The sequence below is a fragment of the Photobacterium proteolyticum genome, from assembly GCF_001939735.1.
GTDB classification, from domain to species: domain Bacteria; phylum Pseudomonadota; class Gammaproteobacteria; order Enterobacterales; family Vibrionaceae; genus Photobacterium; species Photobacterium proteolyticum.
In genome coordinates this window covers 1-16,578 of record NZ_MJIL01000097.1, presented here as the reverse complement: position 1 = coordinate 16,578, position 16,578 = coordinate 1, and the positions used below count along the sequence as shown (strand labels likewise).

The window sequence follows — 16,578 nt, the reverse complement described above, 5'->3', positions numbered from 1 at the left end:
AATAATGTTTCGTGTGAGTAGCACGGTAATTTCTTGCTTGATAGTGATTTCCCGATTACTATCTCCGCTCATAAAAACAGAGCTCGAATCTAATATTTCCTCCTAACAAGTTAATTGTTTGGCAAGGGTTTATTGCTCGGTTTTTTATCCTGCGTCTTGGCGATTTTTCTTAATATACGACAAGTATTCAATATTTTATTCTGTGATGAGGGACAGATTGTGGCTCAGCAATCTTCTTCTGCCAAAATGGCAAAATTGTTATTTTTAATAATCATTATGACTGCGGTTGGTCAGATGACACAGACGATGTATGTGCCATCTATTCCGGCAATGTCTGATTTCTTTGCTGTTAAGTCTTCTTATCTGCAAGCCGTTATGGCGGCATATTTGATCCCTTACGGCCTGTCACAGTTTTTCTACGGGCCGCTATCGGACAGGGTTGGTCGTCGGCCGGTGATTATCATCGGTATGAGTATTTTCCTTGTGGGTACGTTGGCTGCCTTGTTTGCACCGTCGTTTGAGCTGTTTTTGCTTGCCAGCTTTGTTCAGGGGCTGGGGACGGGCTGTAGTGGTGCTATGTCGCGGACTGTGACGCGAGACTGTTATGATGGCGCAGATTTGCACCGAGCCAATAGCCTGGTAAGTATGGGTGTTATATTCTCGCCATTGATCGCGCCAGTGTTGGGTGGGTATTTGTCTTCGGCACTTGGCTGGCAGGCCAGCTATACTTTCCTGCTGATATTTGGCGCCCTGGTGACCCTGGCAATGATGTTCATGTTTACCGAGACATTGCCTGTAGAAAATCGTCGCGCTGAACGTGTACTGGTGAGCTATCGATATGTCTTGGGCAACCGCCGCTTCCAGGGGTATGTATTGTGTCTGATTGCGACTTTTGCCGGGATTGCAGTATTTGAAGCGGCAGCGGGCGTATTGCTTGGTAGTGTGCTGAAGCTGGACGCAAAGACAGTCAGCTGGCTGTTTGTATTACCTCTGCCGGGCTATTTGGCTGGCTCTTGGCTGTCTGCAGTACTGGTTAAACAGTTAGGCAATACTCGGGTAATGTATCTGGGGATGCTGGCAATAGCCGCAGGGGCGCTTGCTATTTTGATCCCGGGTATGGCTGGGCTGGTAACTGTCAGCTCATTGATTGGCGGTGCTTTTGTTTATTTTATTGGTGCGGGCATCTTATTCCCTGCAGCAACAACTGCAGCGATTGAGCCTTTTCCGCATCATGCCGGCACAGCTGGGGCTGTTCTTGGTGGGCTTCAAAATCTGGGCGCAGGGTTGGCAACTCTGGCAGCATCATTGATGCGTGCAGAAGACCAGTATAGTCTGGGCGCGGTGATGACCGTAATGGCAGTATTGGTTGTGCTAAGCCTGTTGTGGGTTCGCCGCAGTCAGCGACACGATACACCTGTTCTGGCGTAAGAGACGGCAGGCATAGCGGATAAGAAACCGCGGAAAAATAAAAGGCGGAACGTATGTTCCGCCTTTTGTATATAGGTTGTCGTGAAGATTAATCTCGTTTCCAAAGAATATGGCAGAACTTGTTTTCCGGATCGCGGCTAACAAGCATGCGAGCAAACACATCATCCAGCTCATCGTTTTCTTTATTGACTAGGCCGATGCGAACCTCGGCAAAAACTTCTTTGTCGACATCGAAACCGACATGGCCAGCCCAGTCGTCTTTTGTCTCGACGATCTCAGCTGCGCCGCGATCTTCAAATTGTGCGGTGAATAGAATAACGTCAGCAGGCTCCAGGCTGTCGGCAGCCATTTCAAGGAAAATGTCGTAAGCCGCGTCAATAACGTCGTCGTAAGAAATCAGGTTTGAAGTTTCCATGAACTACATAAATCTCTGGTATTGATTGAGGCACCATTATACCCACTAAGCTCAAGCTTGGCGATAAAGTCCTCGAACGGCATCGGCCGATCGAAGTAATACCCTTGGCAGAACTCGATCCCTAGCTGTGCAACATGCGTTGCTTGCTCTGCCGTTTCGACACCTTCGGCGACCAGATAGCACTGAAGCTTATGCCCCATTTCAACGATGTTGCCAAGAATAGAGTGGGTGACGGCATCTGTGACAGAAGAGGCAACAAAGGTGCGATCTATCTTCAAAGTGTCGAAACTGAGCATTTGTAGCGTCGATAACCCGGCGTAACCGGTACCAAAATCATCTAGTGCCCAGCGTACTCCTACGTTACGAAGATTTTCCATGCCTGCCAGCAGTGCACCAATGTCGACATTGGCGAAGGTTTCACGTTCGGTAAACTCTAGCGTTATGTCATGTTGTAATGAAGGATACTGTTTTATCATGGCTATCAATGAGTCAACGTATTGCTTGTTGGCAATCATTGATGCAGTTACATTTATTGCTAGATAAAATGTTGGCGAAATTTCACTAATTATCTTCTTCTCGTAAGCGGCTTTTTCAAGAAGCTGAAGTGTGATCTGTTGAATTTGACCTGATTGCTCTGCCGCGGGAATAAACTCAGCTGGCGAGGTGACAATACCGTTAGGATGCAACCATCGAACCAGTAGCTCAGCACCTTGCCATTCACCAGTGTGTGCGTTAACAATAGGTTGGTAAAATGCAAAAAATTCTTTTCTATTAATAGCACCCTGAATATCACTGCGTAATGAGTATCGCCAGTTGAAATATGCATAACTGAGTAATGTGATGATTACAGATAGGCTTATTATCACTAAAATCGCGTAGGGAAGTTGACTAAGGTAAACACCGACAAACATATCATTAGTATAACCAGTCACCACTGAATAGGGATATTTTTTAGAGTTGGCCGAGATGGAGTACAAAATAGGGCTCGATAGATTCTGCTCGCAGTGATACGACGTTTCGGTGAGATTATCCAACATGCAGCTATACAAAAACCTTTTCTCTGTCAGTTGCTTAAGCCAGAATCTCATATATTTGATATCAAATAGAACTTTATACCAACCCGCATTGACTGGAAGTATGAAAAAAACGCCGTCAATATGTCTTCGCTGACTGAATGAGCGATAAATTACCTGCTGGTTGTTATTGGTAATGTGATTAATTTTTAAGGGGGTTAATAGTTGTTGAGTATCGATGTTTCTGTCACCACACAGAATATTACCATTTTCAATGTAGGTGATTTCTTGTAATACACTGGAGTTAAACACCATCTCTTCAAGCTTATCTCGGCTTTCTTCACTGCATGGCAGATATATATTACTGAGTGAATTTAGTTGGTTATCAACATTTTCCAGAACCTTGTCCATAGTATCGATCAGATAGGCGACAGTTTCCTCAGAGCGATTATTAGCTTGATATTTTACCCATGCGACATTAAAAAAAACACCGATAATAGCAGTAAAAAATAGCAGCTTAATGATATGTGTTTTCTTCATTATGGTAGATAATAGCTAAGTAAAGGTTTAAATGAAGGATGAGAGGATATATGAGTTTTGTTGGATTGAATATAAGAATTAAAGATTTATTAATATAACTTGAATTAAGTCATTTTATTGGCGTGTACATTCAATTTGTGCCGATTATATGTCACGACGCGCCCAATAAACCATACATATTCATGCTATTAAATGGTGTTTAAGAATTGTTTTGTTTTTGTGCAATGAGTTAGATTGTTCGATCTGTAAAGCTATGATTTGATAGAATGTCATCTGCAGGTGTTGAGTCCTGCGGAAAAAGATTGAATATGACAGATCCTTGAAGGAAAAATGTGTGGCGAGAGCTCTACCTGTAATTGATGGCGAAACGCCTTTTCAACATGACTATATGCCAGTATTACTGGACGCAGTAAAGCAGTTTAAAGCCGGATTAGGCGAAACGCTACATAGTATTTACGCGTTCGGCAGTGTTGCCCGTCGAGAAGCCATCGCCGGAAAATCAGATCTCAACCTGACAATCATTGCTAAGCGCCCTCTGAATGCGTCAGAACAGTCGGTGTTAAGCACTATCCGCTTGCGGCTGGCTTCTCGGCATGCTGTTATTTCTATCGTTGATTTGAAAGTAGTCGAGATCGGTGAAGTTCTGTCTATAGAGTCAATATTTACTTGGGGGTTCTGGTTAAAACATTGCTGTATCTGTTTATATGGTGATGATTTATCCACGCGTTTTGGACTTTTTGAAGCTAGCTGGGATATCGCCAAATCGCTGAACGGAGATATTGGCGATGAGCTGAGCCGCTATCGCAAGAAAATTATGGCGACCAAGGTTGTTCAGAATTATTTGGACTACTGTGAATATATCAGTAAGAAAATGCTGTGGAGCTGCTTTTCTTTGGTGATGCACCGGGAGCAAAATCTTGCGCTGTCTATAGAACAATGTGCCGAGGCTTTTATTAAATATTATCCCGAGAAAGAGTTGGAAGTAGAGCGCTTGTTTATTTTAGCCAGTCGCCAGCAGGTACCCAAGAAGGCGTCGTTGTTTATGATGGACTCTTTTGGCGGGTGGATAGTCTCTGAATTTGATCGCATCGATCGTAAAATTGGTTAACCTTTCATGAGGAAGGCTCGCGCTGCCTCGGAATCTAATTTGTTGTGCTTGAGGTATTTTTGCAAACTCATTCAACGGGCTTTGTACTAACAAGGCAAAGCCGAGACGTACGTGGCCAAACAGAGATCGTGCTATGGGTCAAAACCGAACAGGGGCCTTGTCGTCTCATTGTCCAAGGTGACAAACCTGTCTGTTTTGTCACTAGTCATGATCAGGCCAATGCAGAAACTATTCTTCGTGCTGGCAATATATCGGTCAGTTGGCGTCAACTGCCGTTAAAAAGCTTCCAGCACAAACCAATGTATGCCTGTTATGCCCAGACTGTTCGCGATAGCCTGCAATTGACGACGTTGCTGCGTTCTGAAGGGATAGAAGTATTTGAGGCCGATATCCGATTGGCCGATCGCTTTTTGATGGAGCGTTTCATTCGTGGCGGCATTGCGTTTAGCGGTCACAGCCAGCAGAAAGCCGGCTACCTTGAGTATCAGCAGGTAAAAGCGAAAGCAGCTGACTATATTCCCAAGCTCTCCGTGGTTTCTCTGGATATAGAGTGCTCTGAGAAGGGCGTATTGTATTCGGTAGGCTTACATAGTGAGCAGGATAGCCGTGTGATTATGATCGGTGCACCAGTTGAGGACGAAGCAGAAAACAGCTGGGTGCAATGGGTTGACTCCGAAAAAGATCTGCTGCTTGCCCTGGAATCTTGGTTTATCCAGTTCGATCCCGATATTGTTATTGGCTGGAATGTGATTGATTTTGATTTTCGGCTTCTGCTCAAACGTGCTGAATGGAACAAGCTTAGCCTGCGGATAGGAAGGGGTAAACAGCCCCCACATTGGCGTCAGTCGAACCAAAATCCCAACCAAGGTTTCATTACCATACCGGGTCGGGTGGTGTTAGACGGTATTGATACGCTGAAAACGGCGACGTTTAATTTCCGTTCCTGGTCGCTGGAGTCTGTCTCGCAGGAATTGCTGGGCGAAGGAAAGCAGATACATAATGTGCATGATCGCATGGACGAAATTAATCAGATGTTTCGCCATGACAAGCTTTCCCTTGCCCGATATAACCTGCAGGACTGTAAGCTGGTCTCGCGAATATTTGAGCATACGCACTTATTGGATTTTGCGGTGGAGCGAAGTCGGTTGACGGGTGTCGAACTTGACCGCATCGGTGGCTCTGTTGCTGCCTTTACCAACCTTTATCTTCCTCAGCTACACCGTGCCGGTTATGTTGCGCCTAGCCTGGATAGTGAAAACTGGATTGCCAGTCCTGGCGGCTATGTGATGGATTCGAAACCGGGCTTGTATGATTCTGTACTTGTACTGGATTTTAAGTCTCTGTATCCGTCTATTATTCGATCGTTCCGTATTGATCCGATGGGGCTGGTGGAAGGCCTTCAACTCGAAGAAGGCAAGGGTGACGAGCAGGCCATTGCAGGTTTTCGTGGCGGTCGCTTCCATCGTGAAAAGCACTTTCTGCCAAAAATGATTGAGGACCTCTGGTTGGCGCGTGATCAGGCCAAGCGTGACGGTGAGAAGGCATTCTCTCAGGCAATTAAGATCATTATGAATTCGTTTTATGGAGTACTGGGGTCGTCTGGATGCCGTTTCTTTGATCATCGGCTGGCATCATCAATCACCATGCGCGGCCATGAAGTATTGTCACGAACCAAAGACATGATTGAAGAGAAAGGCTATACGGTTATCTACGGTGATACGGATTCTGTTTTTGTGCATTTGGGCAAAAGTCATGTGCAAGAAGACGCTGATTCTGTTGGACGGCAGTTGGTAATCGATATCAATGCAGCCTGGGAGCAACGGCTTCGGGAAGAATATAATCTTGATTGCTACCTGGAGCTTGAGTACGAAACGCATTATCAGAAGTTTTTGATGCCGACGATCAGAGGGGCCGAAACAGGGTCGAAAAAACGCTACGCCGGGCTGGTGGTTGAGAACGGTAAGGAGAAAATGGTGTTCAAAGGGCTGGAAACAGTGCGTACTGACTGGACACCACTGGCTCAAGAGTTTCAGCAAACGCTTTACGATATGGTTTTCCACGATCAGGATGCTGATGAATATGTCCGTGACTATGCCAATAAGACACTGGACGGTGAGCACGATCACTTGCTCGTGTATCGCAAACGGCTACGGCGAAACTTAAACGAATACCAAAAGAATATCCCGCCGCAGGTGCGAGCAGCCCGTATGGCTGATGAGATGAATGCTAAATTAGGTCGTCCTTTGCAGTATCAAAACAAGGGGGTGATTGAGTATGTGTTTACGATTGCGGGGGCCGAACCTCACGAGTTCAGGCAGAGCCCTATTGATTACAACCATTACCTTGAGAAGCAGCTAAAACCGGTTGCTGACGGGATCTTACCGTTTATAGGCAAGCATTTTGATGACATTACCGCGCCGCAGATGGGGCTGTTTTAATTTGTCCATTGATGAAATCACAATAATATGACAAAAAAACGCGCTAGAAAGCGCGTTTTTTGGATCGGATAAGATCCGGCTTGATCAGTTGAAGAACTCAACGTTATTCACGGTTGATTTAACGGCATGGATAGGATCAAAGTTGATAGCGCCACGATTCGGTGTACAGATTTTAAATACATTCCCGCAATCGAAAATAGCCAACACAACTTCATCGGTACGAAAGACCGCTGGTAACGTTTTGCCGATCTCGCAGGTGCAGGTGCTGCCTTCGTGTTCCCATTCTAGCTTGAACACACGCTGGGCCTGAGATGGTGCAGAGACATGATTGGCAATTGATGAAAAAACAGATTCTGCCTGTGTTGGGCTAGACGCCGATGGTACAAAAAAATCCATGGTTCCCTCCTGGTACACGTAGCAAAGACTTATAGTCAATCTACGTCAATAAATATTCAAGCTATCAGTCCTGATAACCCGGAAACAGTAACAGAATAGGGGAACACTTGGCAACACAGTTGAATAATCAAGCACTTTAAATTGTACCCCATAGCCCTTTTACTTGTGGTTGCCTCGCTTCATTTGTTGGAGATAAAGCGTTAACTTGACTGGCAGCGCAGTTTCTCATACTGCGAAACAATATTGGACGTGGTGTTGGCTTCTGCATATTATCAATTTAGGTATTAGCTGCGGGAGGGTAGGATGGAGCAACTTGAGTTTTTCTCAATCCCTAGCCCATGTGTCGGGGTATGCCAAGTGAATGAACGGGGGTATTGCAAGGGTTGTATGCGAAGCCGGGATGAGCGTTTTAACTGGCAGAAGATGACGGCTGATCAGCAGCGAAATACTCTGCGGCTATGTCGACAGCGCTATATAAGGGTGATGCGCAGAAACAAAGCAGACAACCAGCAATCATCGCCTGAGCAGAGCCTGAGCCCACAGCAGTCATTATTCGACGAGTAAGGCCAAACAACCTAACCCATAGATGTAAAAAAAGCGCCATAAAGGCGCTTTTTTAGAAGAGTATGAACTCGCAATTAGATGCGGATGAAGTCCATGTGCTCAACTTTTGGCTTGTACGCGTGACGCTGGATGTCTTGTGGCTTAACTTTAACTTCTGCGCCGTCGATCACTAGAGTGATAGCTTCGTAGAACTCAGGCTTGTCCATCTGGTTGATAACTTCGCTGTGCTCTAGAGCGATAGCAATCGGAGCTGCTTCGCCACCGTAAACGATTGCTGGGAACTGCTCTGCGTGACGTAGACGGCGGCTCGCACCTTTACCTAGGTCTGTACGTACTACTGCTTCAAATTTCATCTTAAATACTCTTTAAGTTAACTAAATCGGACTACATGAGTAATGCGACCTTACTCAATGTCCTAAATCGAGCGCGGATACTAACATTGGAATGTACATCCGGCAAGATAAATCCGTGAAAAGTCGTTTAAATATCTATATTAGCAGCTGTCTGAACGTTCCTTCTTCGTTTAAGTCATTATTCACTCCACTCTGAATGTAGTATCCATACTGGTGTTGATATCCACCTGATATATAAACAGCTAGAATATTTTAAGCAATTGCAAGCGTATTTTTACACCCAAAGACGCCAAAAAGCAGTAAACGTGAACCAGATCACGTTGATAATGATAGTAATTCTCATTATTGTTTGCAACAATCCGTCCCGTCTTCTAATTGATAAAATTATATTTAAGCAGGGACTATGAATTTCAAGCTCACTATCATTGCCAGCTCAGTTGTGCTGGCTATTTCGCCATCACTTCAGGCTCAGGAAGAAGTTTCCATTTTTGATGAAGTTGTTGTTTCGGGTACCCGCTCGGAGCAGAGCATTAAGAATGTGCCAGCAAGCGTTTCTAAAGTGACGTCTGAAGAAATAGAACAGAATCTGGCAACTGATGTAAAGCAGGCTTTGAAGTACGAGCCAGGTGTTACGGTTAATGGTCGCGGTCGTTTTGGTATGGAAGACTTTACTATACGTGGCATGAGCGGAAGCCGGGTAAAAGTGATGGTAGATGGCGTCGAGCAGCCATCTTCATATAATCCGGGTGCGGATGTAATGCGCAAAAACTCAAATACGTTTGAAGTGGATACACTGACGGCGATTGAAGTGAATAAGGGCCCATCTTCGAGCTTATACGGTAGCGATGCGCTTGGCGGAACCGTGTTGCTGAGAACTAAAAATCCGGAAGACCTTCTGGAAGCGGGCGATGATACTCATGTTGGCGTAAAAACAGGTTATGCCAGCGCCAACGATGAATACAAAGCGACGGTCGAGGTGGCAAACAGAACCGGTGACCTTGAGTCATTGCTGATCTACACCTACCGCGATGGCAATGAAACAGAAGCTCACGGTGATGGTGCTGACATTGAAGGTCCGGAGCGTGGTACAGCCGACCCGTTCAACATTGCTTCACACAATGTGCTAGGCAAAATCTTCTATCAAATTAACGATGAGCATCGTGTCGGTTTTACCGGTGAATACTACACCCGAAGTGCGGATGGCCGTATCTTGTCTCGTGAAGGCTATGATGGTGGCGGCGGTTTCATGCCTGGCTTTGTTTATACCAATGTGCGTGCCGATGATAAAGACGAGCGCGTAAGGCTAGGGATTGAGCATGAATGGTTGGCAGGTAATGTTGCTTTCGATTCGTTGGAGTGGAAACTCAACTGGAGCCACAGTGAGTCAGAGCATAACAGCTATGATCATACTGGCCGTTATCAAAACCGTAATCGTGCAAGAGCCGGGACTGATGAAAGTGTTCAGTTCGATGTTCTGCTACAAAAAGAAATTCAGCTGGCTGCGAGTCGTCATGAGCTGACTTACGGTGTTGCGGCATCTGATAACTCTTTCGAGCTGGAATATACGGATCACTTCCTGGATACCGGAACATCGAAGCCAGGTACAGCAGAAGTGCCTAAGTCAGATTCTGAAAAGCGCGCTATTTTTGCCCAGGATCAGATGTTCTTCATGAACGATAAACTGGTAGTGACTGCCGGTCTTCGCTATGACGATTATAAAGCCACTCCGGAAGCGTCATCAGGCCTGGAGGAGCATAATAGCGATTCGCTGACGTCACGTTTGGGGGCGGTATACCATTGGAGCAACAACTTCAGTACTTATGCCCAATATAGCGAAGGCTTCCGAGCGCCGACGATTCATGAGCTTTATTACGATAAGGACAATGCAGCTCACGGCTATAAAATTGTATCGAACCCTAATTTAAAACCGGAAGAGAGCAAGTCTTATGAGGTTGGCCTCCGTGCGAGTAACGGTGTCGGTGCGCTGGAATTGTCTGCTTTCTTCAATGACTACACCAACTTTATTCAGAGTAAAACAACTGAAGAAGGTGGCTTAGATGTTACAACCAACAAGAATCTCGATGAAGCTGAAATCTATGGTGCCGAGTTCAAGGGAAGCTTGTGGTTAGATGAGGTAGTGGGTGCGCCGATGGGCTCATATGCGCGTCTATCCATGGCCTATCTTGATGGTGAAGATAAGAAGTCTGGCGATACGCTTAACACGATTGCCCCGTTCACCACGGTTGTTGGGCTAGGTTATGACGCGCCAAGTGAGATGTGGGGGAGTGAGCTGAGCGTCACCATGGTTGCGGCTAAGTCTGCTAATGATTGGGAAGCGCCTGAAGATGGCAGTGATCCGAATGTGGAAGCGCCAAGCTACACTGTGGTTGATCTGACGGCATACTATCGTCCTGCGAATGATTTGACGTTGCGTGCAGGTCTGTTCAATGCCTTTGACGAGAAGTATTGGCAATATCAGGACCTGGAAGGCGTGACGGCTTCAACTCAAGGTGTTGACCGTCGTACACAGCCAGGTCGTAACTGGGGTGTTACACTGGACTACAGTTTCTAGTTGAGTGTTGTTCCTTGTAACATAAGAAAGACCGCTAAGTGCGGTCTTTCTTGTATATAGATAATATCGCCATTGTTTGATGATTGCTTTATTGCTTTATTGCTTTATTGCTTGATTGCTTATTAGCTGTTTTGGTACTGGTCCAGATCGAATAGCTTGTCCCGGATTGCCCAGAAGCGACCACTCTTACGGGCAATAATAACTTCTGGCGGGCGTAAGCGGTGCTCATTATTGGCCACTTTGGTTGGTGCCGTATCCGTAAACGGACGGTGGCGATCGACCAGATGTGGGTTGATAAACTTCTTCAGGAAGCTATCTTTCTGGGTTTTGGTCGCCAAGGGCCAGACTTCACTGATCTCGGATCCTTCGTCACTGGAGTAAATGACCTTGAGTTGGGGCTTGTCGAACTTGTTCTTTCCCGGTTCCAGACGCAGATCGGTACACTTCATGATCATGGCATCCTTGAGCTTCAGTGCATCTCGGAGTTTTTTGTCAGGGTCGACCATTACAGCATTGCACTGATGGCAGCGGCGGGCAGCGATATCATTGTCTGCGCCGCATTCCTCGCAATATTTGGCCCTGAAGCGGTATCCGCATTCCTCACGCTCGCCGTCATCGTCCTCAAAGTAGCCCTGACAGCGACGGCCGTAGTGCTCGACAAGGAAACCGGCCGGATCGAGCTTGCCCCAAAAGCTATTTTTAAAGCCGCAGGCCGGGCAGGGGACCATGATCACTTCGCTATCATTGTTTGGTTTAGGCTCGCCAACTTCCGGTTGGTAGAGGTCATAGCAGTTTCCGGCGTACTCCAAAATCAGGCAGTCTTTTTTTCCTTCAAACAAACGCAGGCCACGCCCGACAATTTGCTGATAGAGGCTGATCGACTCTGTTGGTCGCAAGATGGCTATCAGGTCGACATGGGGTGCATCAAATCCGGTTGTCAGTACCGAGACATTCACCAGATACTTGATTTCTTGTAGCTTGAACGCTTCGATAATCCGATCTCGTTCGTCCAGTGGGGTATCACCGATCACCAAAGCAGCGTTTTCATTGGCGAGGTAGCCCATGATTTCCTGGGCGTGGTTCACTGTCGAGGCAAAGATCATCACCCCACGGCGATCTTCTGCATACTCAATGACCTGCTCAATGATCATCGGGGTTGCACGTGATGACTTTTCGAGCACGTTATCTAAATCGGCTTCACGGTAATTGCCGCTGGCGGAAGGCTTGAGGCTAGAAAAGTCATAGCCCATAACCGCCATATCCATTACCTTGGGTTCGGTGAGGAAGTTCTCGTCCAACAGGTAGCGGATCGGAAGCTCGAAGATACAGTCGCGAAAGAAGCGGTCCTGCTCGGTGCGAACCTGTCCGCGGGTATGGTATTTGTAAATCCACCCCATGCCGAGACGGTAGGGGGTTGCCGTTAGGCCAAGGATTTTGATCCCCGGATTAATCGCCTGCAGGTGGCTGATCACTCTCCGGTAGGCGCTGTTTTCGTCGTCAGGTACCCGGTGGCACTCATCGATGACCAGCAGGGAGAACTCATTGGCAAATTGATCAAGACTGTTCACCATCGACTGGACCGAAGCGAAGACAACCTGGCGATCCGTTTCCTTTCGTCCTAGCCCGGCCGAGAAAATAGAGGCCTTGAGGCCATAGCTTTCGTATTTGCTGTGGTTTTGCTCGACTAACTCTTTGACGTGGGTCAGCACCAGTACCCGGCCGCGGGCTATACGGGCAAGTTCGGCAACCACAAGGCTTTTTCCCGCGCCGGTCGGCAAGGCAAGTACGGCCGGGGTACTGTGTTTGCGAAAATAATGTATCGTCGCTTTGACGCTGTCTTGCTGATAGGGGCGGAGGGTATACATATTCACTACTACTGATGGAGATCAACGGATGAGCCAGTTTGCTCTCAAGGGAGAGAGTGTACCTGAAAGCTGTAGTCAATGGCGATAGGGGGAAACTGTTGATATGTATCGGCCCACCATTAAGTGAGCCGGGATAGGGTGGATAGGTATAGCGTGTGTAACAACGACATAGCGCGTGGTTAAATCGTTTTGTTCAGAGCTTTGTTCAAATTTATAGCGTTATGACGCAATGTTCAGTGGCATTTCTTCTTGCTTGATCACCTTGGTCATCATGCAAAATTGTCGGCGAGGGACGAAGCCGTGTTTTTCATAGAAGCTTCTGGCGCCGGCATTACCGATATTTACTTCGAGCGACAGGGCATGTACACCCGCTTCGGTCACGTGTTGCTCGATTTGTGGGATCAGTGCTGTTCCTATACCTTGCTGCCGCCATTCTGGCTTGAGATAGAACTGATCGATGAGACCAATGCGGCCCCCATATTCGAGGCTGAAGCTATAACTGACGATGATATGGCCAGCAATCAGTTTCTCGCCTTCTTGTTCGACTTCGATAAACCAGGCCTGGCCTAGTTCCGGGTTACTGATTAGCTGGTGGATAGCCTGACTCGTTTGTTCGACTTTCTGCGGTAGAACTTCATATTCAAAGAGTTCCTCAACGAGTTTAAGTAGCATATCTGTTGATGACAAACTTGGCGCAACAAGTGAGATGTTCATAGTACGACCTTTGTTGTTAGGTTTTTTCATCAAATCCGTTCTGATGATACTGTATGTTTATACGTAACCTATGTGTAACATGTTCATAATTAAAGACCACGAAAAGCCAGAAATGTTCTATTTTTTGTAGCTTAGTTTGTGTTTGATTGAAAAGCTGGATCTTTCTCTCAGTTGCGGAAATTCTTCGTAAAAAAGATTGCAGATTGCCATGCAGCTGTGTCTATGTCCGCTTCAATAAAATTGGTATGATACGCGTTTTTGCACCATGCGGAGCCAGTAATGAGGCTTGATAAATTCCTAAGTACCACTTTGGGTATTACCCGTAAAGAAGCCGGTAAACTATTAAAAAACAAACAAATTGAAGTGAACGGCGAGATCGTGAAAAACGGTTCGTTGAAAGTAACCGATGACTGCGACGTCGAGTTTAACGGCCGTTCTCTGAGCTTCAGCGGACCAAGGTACTTCATGCTTAACAAGCCACAGGGCTTTGTATGCTCCCATGTCGATGATTACAACCCGACGGTGTTTGTGCTGTTGGACGAGGTAAGCCCGGAGAAGCTGCATGTGGCAGGGCGCCTGGATGGCGATACCACCGGATTGGTATTGCTGACTGACGATGGTCAATGGTCACACCGTATTACGTCTCCTCGCCACGAGTGCGAGAAAGTGTATTACGTTGAACTGGCTGATCCACTGCCGGAAGAAACCATTCAGATATTTGCCGAAGGGGTACAGCTGCGCGGTGAGAAAGAACTCACTCGCCCGGCAAAGCTGGAAATTCTGAGTGAGCGTGAAGCGCTTATTACTATCTCGGAAGGCAAATACCATCAGGTGAAGCGGATGTTTGCGTCGGTGGGTAACAAGGTTGTCGGCTTGCACCGTGAGCAGGTGGGTAATATTGAGCTAGACGAGGAGCTGGAGCCGGGCGAGTACCGTCCGCTGACAGACGAAGAGATAGCCTACTTTCTGAAGTAACAGAGACAGAAAGAGCGACAGACAAGGGCGGTATATCCGTCCTTTTTTGTGTCTGCAGGCGTATATAACCCCGTAAACAGAAACAGATAATTTCCCATTAGGAAAGAGATATATCTACCAATTCGTCGTACAATATCCGGCTACCTGTTCGAACCTCCATTATTGAGAATTTATGACGACACAAGACAGTCAGAAGCTGAGCTTGCAATTGATCCTTATTTTGGGTGCCATTGCTGCGCTAACCCCGCTGGCAATAGACATGTACCTTCCTGCTATGCCAAGTATTGCAAGAGATTTGGCTGTTTCCCCCAGTGCTGTACAAACTACCTTGACTGCCTATACCGCTGGCTTTGCCATCGGACAGCTGTTGCACGGCCCTCTGGCCGATAGTTACGGGCGTAAGCCTATTCTGATTATTGGCGTGGTGCTTTTTGCCATTGCAGCCTGCGTAAGTGCAATGAGCCAGGGTATCGTCGAGCTAACTTGGGTACGTGCGGCTCAAGGCTTTGCTGGTGCCTCGGCGGCGGTCATCATTCAGGCTCTGGTGCGGGATATGTTCGAACGTGAGGAGTTCGCCCGTACCATGTCATTTATCACCCTGGTGATGACAATTGCTCCGCTTGCGGCCCCGATGATTGGTGGTTATCTGTCGATTTGGTTTGGCTGGCGTTCTATCTTCTGGGTACTGGCCCTGTTTGCCGTTATCGTCATTGTGGCTGTACTGGGTAAAATTCCGGAAACGCTACCCGTCGAAAAGCGACTGCCTTTTCATCTTGGCTCGACTTTGAGAAATTATGCCCGCATGCTCACCACACCTACTGCGGTTGGTTTAATTTTCAGTAGCGGTTTTTCTTTCGCCGGAATGTTTACGTTTCTGACCGTTGGCTCCTTTGTCTACATTGATTTGTACCATGTCAGCACTGAAAACTTCGGTCTACTGTTTGGTTTGAATGTTGTGTGTTTGATCCTGATGACCAGTATTAACGGTCGGCTGGTGAAAAAGATGGGATCGCACTGGATGCTGCGTTTTGGCCTGACTATTCAGCTAATTGCCGGGATCGGCCTAGTGTGTGGTCAACTTTTTGAGCTCGGCTTGTGGGGCGTCGTTGTTCCCGTCATGCTTTTCGTTGGTACCATTTCTATCATTGGTAGTAACACGATGGCCTGTCTGCTGGCCAAGTATCCGCATATGGCGGGCACGGCATCTTCACTGGCAGGAACGATGCGATTCGGTACTGGAACCGTTGTTGGCGGGATGGTTGCGATGATGCCAGATGCAACAGTTTGGCCAATGGCATTGACCATGGCGACATGTGCAGTATTATCTGCGGGTTTTTATTGGTTTATGTCCCGAGACGCTTAAGGCACCACATGGCAAACTTTTATCAAGAAATTTATAAACTGGTCTCTGATGGGCTTCAGGAACTGGCCGATTCCCAGCAGGCGGGTAAAACGCCTCATAACCCGGTCAGTGAGACTCACTTCCTGAGTGCCTGGGTCACCAAGGCAATCAAACAGCAGCGTTATGATCACTGTCTGGCTAAAACACTACTGGCCTGGCAGCAGCAGGCCCGCAGTATGGGGAAAAATGCCCAGCTGAAGCAGCAGTTTGAGCATATTTATCAGACCTTTTCCGGTATTCCTCGTGATGAGGACGTTGCCAGAGCGACGACAAGCGAGCAGCTTGAATCTCTTTATGATCTATTGGAAGAGGCTGACTGGCTAGTAACAACAGAATATGAAGTAAACCGAAAAGTGACGCACCATACCGATGGTCAGGCTTCGCTGGTGGTATGTTCGAAGCAGTTTAAAGAAGGGATTTCCGAGCAGGGCGAGGTAATTAAGCCAATATCGCTCTATGTTCGTGGTGATGCACAGTTCTTTGTCGATACCGCCTATAAAGCGGGACTACTGATGTATAAAGTCACCGACTATAAGTCGAAAGTGAAGTATCACGGTGAATATATTATTTACCCGCACAACGGCGGTACACACCTGCCTGAATTGCCGACAGCTTCTTGAGTCTTCATAAGTACTGATTCGTACACGTTTTGATATTCTGGCAGGCAATACTCGATTTGAGCTTGTATCTCGCCTGCCTTTTCTAACATATTTTTGCCCGTGCGACCTGAAGTCGTATGAAGCGTTGTTCACCGCTTAATGAGTGAACCATCTGTATCACCAGATGAACCTATGA

The 16,578-nt window shown here is 47.0% G+C and carries 14 protein-coding genes; 8 read left to right on the top strand and 6 right to left on the bottom strand.

Features of this window, described 5'->3' with window-relative positions:
- Positions 1 to 219: 219 nt before the first annotated feature.
- Positions 220 to 1,428, top strand: coding sequence for a multidrug efflux MFS transporter EmrD (gene emrD, locus BIT28_RS25450; protein ID WP_083652159.1), 1,209 nt, complete (start codon positions 220 to 222; stop codon positions 1,426 to 1,428).
- Between the two features lie 88 nt (positions 1,429 to 1,516).
- Here the strand turns inward: emrD and BIT28_RS25445 are convergent, their stop codons facing one another.
- Positions 1,517 to 1,843, bottom strand: coding sequence for an HI1450 family dsDNA-mimic protein (locus BIT28_RS25445; RefSeq protein ID WP_075767767.1), 327 nt, complete (start codon positions 1,841 to 1,843; stop codon positions 1,517 to 1,519).
- Positions 1,825 to 3,396, bottom strand: coding sequence for an EAL domain-containing protein (locus BIT28_RS25440; protein WP_075767766.1), 1,572 nt, complete (start codon positions 3,394 to 3,396; stop codon positions 1,825 to 1,827). Before BIT28_RS25440 ends, BIT28_RS25445 begins: the two co-directional genes overlap by 19 nt.
- 334 nt (positions 3,397 to 3,730) lie before the next feature.
- On the opposite strand from BIT28_RS25440, the gene BIT28_RS25435 reads away from it, so the two are divergent.
- The gene (locus BIT28_RS25435) at positions 3,731 to 4,504 is read left to right on the top strand and encodes a nucleotidyltransferase domain-containing protein (RefSeq protein WP_075767765.1); all 774 of its coding nucleotides are present in this window, start codon (positions 3,731 to 3,733) and stop codon (positions 4,502 to 4,504) included.
- 59 nt (positions 4,505 to 4,563) lie between these two features.
- Complete coding sequence (locus tag BIT28_RS25430; RefSeq protein WP_075767842.1) at positions 4,564 to 6,942, top strand: DNA polymerase II; 2,379 nt, start codon at positions 4,564 to 4,566, stop codon at positions 6,940 to 6,942.
- 84 nt (positions 6,943 to 7,026) lie between these two features.
- Here the strand turns inward: BIT28_RS25430 and BIT28_RS25425 are convergent, their stop codons facing one another.
- The gene (locus BIT28_RS25425) at positions 7,027 to 7,338 is read right to left on the bottom strand and encodes a hypothetical protein (RefSeq protein WP_075767764.1); all 312 of its coding nucleotides are present in this window, start codon (positions 7,336 to 7,338) and stop codon (positions 7,027 to 7,029) included.
- A 303-nt stretch (positions 7,339 to 7,641) separates the two neighbouring features.
- Between BIT28_RS25425 and BIT28_RS25420 the strand changes: the two genes are divergently transcribed.
- On the top strand, positions 7,642 to 7,902 hold the full coding sequence (locus BIT28_RS25420) for a DUF1289 domain-containing protein (protein ID WP_075767763.1): 261 nt from the start codon (positions 7,642 to 7,644) through the stop codon (positions 7,900 to 7,902).
- A 74-nt stretch (positions 7,903 to 7,976) separates the two neighbouring features.
- On the opposite strand, the gene rplY is transcribed toward BIT28_RS25420, so the two are convergent.
- On the bottom strand, positions 7,977 to 8,255 hold the full coding sequence (rplY, locus tag BIT28_RS25415) for a 50S ribosomal protein L25 (protein WP_075767762.1): 279 nt from the start codon (positions 8,253 to 8,255) through the stop codon (positions 7,977 to 7,979).
- Positions 8,256 to 8,658: 403 nt separating this feature from the next.
- Here rplY and BIT28_RS25410 point away from each other — a divergent pair, with 403 nt between their 5' ends.
- Positions 8,659 to 10,827, top strand: coding sequence for a TonB-dependent hemoglobin/transferrin/lactoferrin family receptor (locus BIT28_RS25410; RefSeq protein ID WP_075767761.1), 2,169 nt, complete (start codon positions 8,659 to 8,661; stop codon positions 10,825 to 10,827).
- 122 nt (positions 10,828 to 10,949) lie between these two features.
- On the opposite strand, the gene radD is transcribed toward BIT28_RS25410, so the two are convergent.
- Together radD and BIT28_RS25400 are read right to left on the bottom strand one after the other, a co-directional pair.
- Positions 10,950 to 12,692: a DNA repair helicase RadD gene (gene radD, locus BIT28_RS25405; RefSeq protein ID WP_075767760.1), complete on the bottom strand. Its 1,743-nt coding sequence runs from the start codon at positions 12,690 to 12,692 to the stop codon at positions 10,950 to 10,952.
- A 219-nt stretch (positions 12,693 to 12,911) separates the two neighbouring features.
- On the bottom strand, positions 12,912 to 13,406 hold the full coding sequence (locus tag BIT28_RS25400; RefSeq protein ID WP_075767841.1) for a GNAT family N-acetyltransferase: 495 nt from the start codon (positions 13,404 to 13,406) through the stop codon (positions 12,912 to 12,914).
- 279 nt (positions 13,407 to 13,685) lie between these two features.
- Here BIT28_RS25400 and rsuA point away from each other — a divergent pair, with 279 nt between their 5' ends.
- The 3 genes from rsuA to BIT28_RS25385 all read left to right on the top strand — a co-directional run bounded on the left by rsuA (position 13,686) and on the right by BIT28_RS25385 (position 16,403).
- Positions 13,686 to 14,381 (top strand): 16S rRNA pseudouridine(516) synthase RsuA, encoded by a 696-nt coding sequence (gene rsuA, locus BIT28_RS25395; RefSeq protein ID WP_075767759.1) that lies wholly within the window; start codon positions 13,686 to 13,688, stop codon positions 14,379 to 14,381.
- A 172-nt stretch (positions 14,382 to 14,553) separates the two neighbouring features.
- Complete coding sequence (locus BIT28_RS25390; RefSeq protein ID WP_075767758.1) at positions 14,554 to 15,744, top strand: Bcr/CflA family multidrug efflux MFS transporter; 1,191 nt, start codon at positions 14,554 to 14,556, stop codon at positions 15,742 to 15,744.
- An 8-nt stretch (positions 15,745 to 15,752) separates the two neighbouring features.
- Positions 15,753 to 16,403, top strand: coding sequence for a DUF2913 family protein (locus BIT28_RS25385; RefSeq protein ID WP_075767757.1), 651 nt, complete (start codon positions 15,753 to 15,755; stop codon positions 16,401 to 16,403).
- Positions 16,404 to 16,578: the final 175 nt, after the last annotated feature.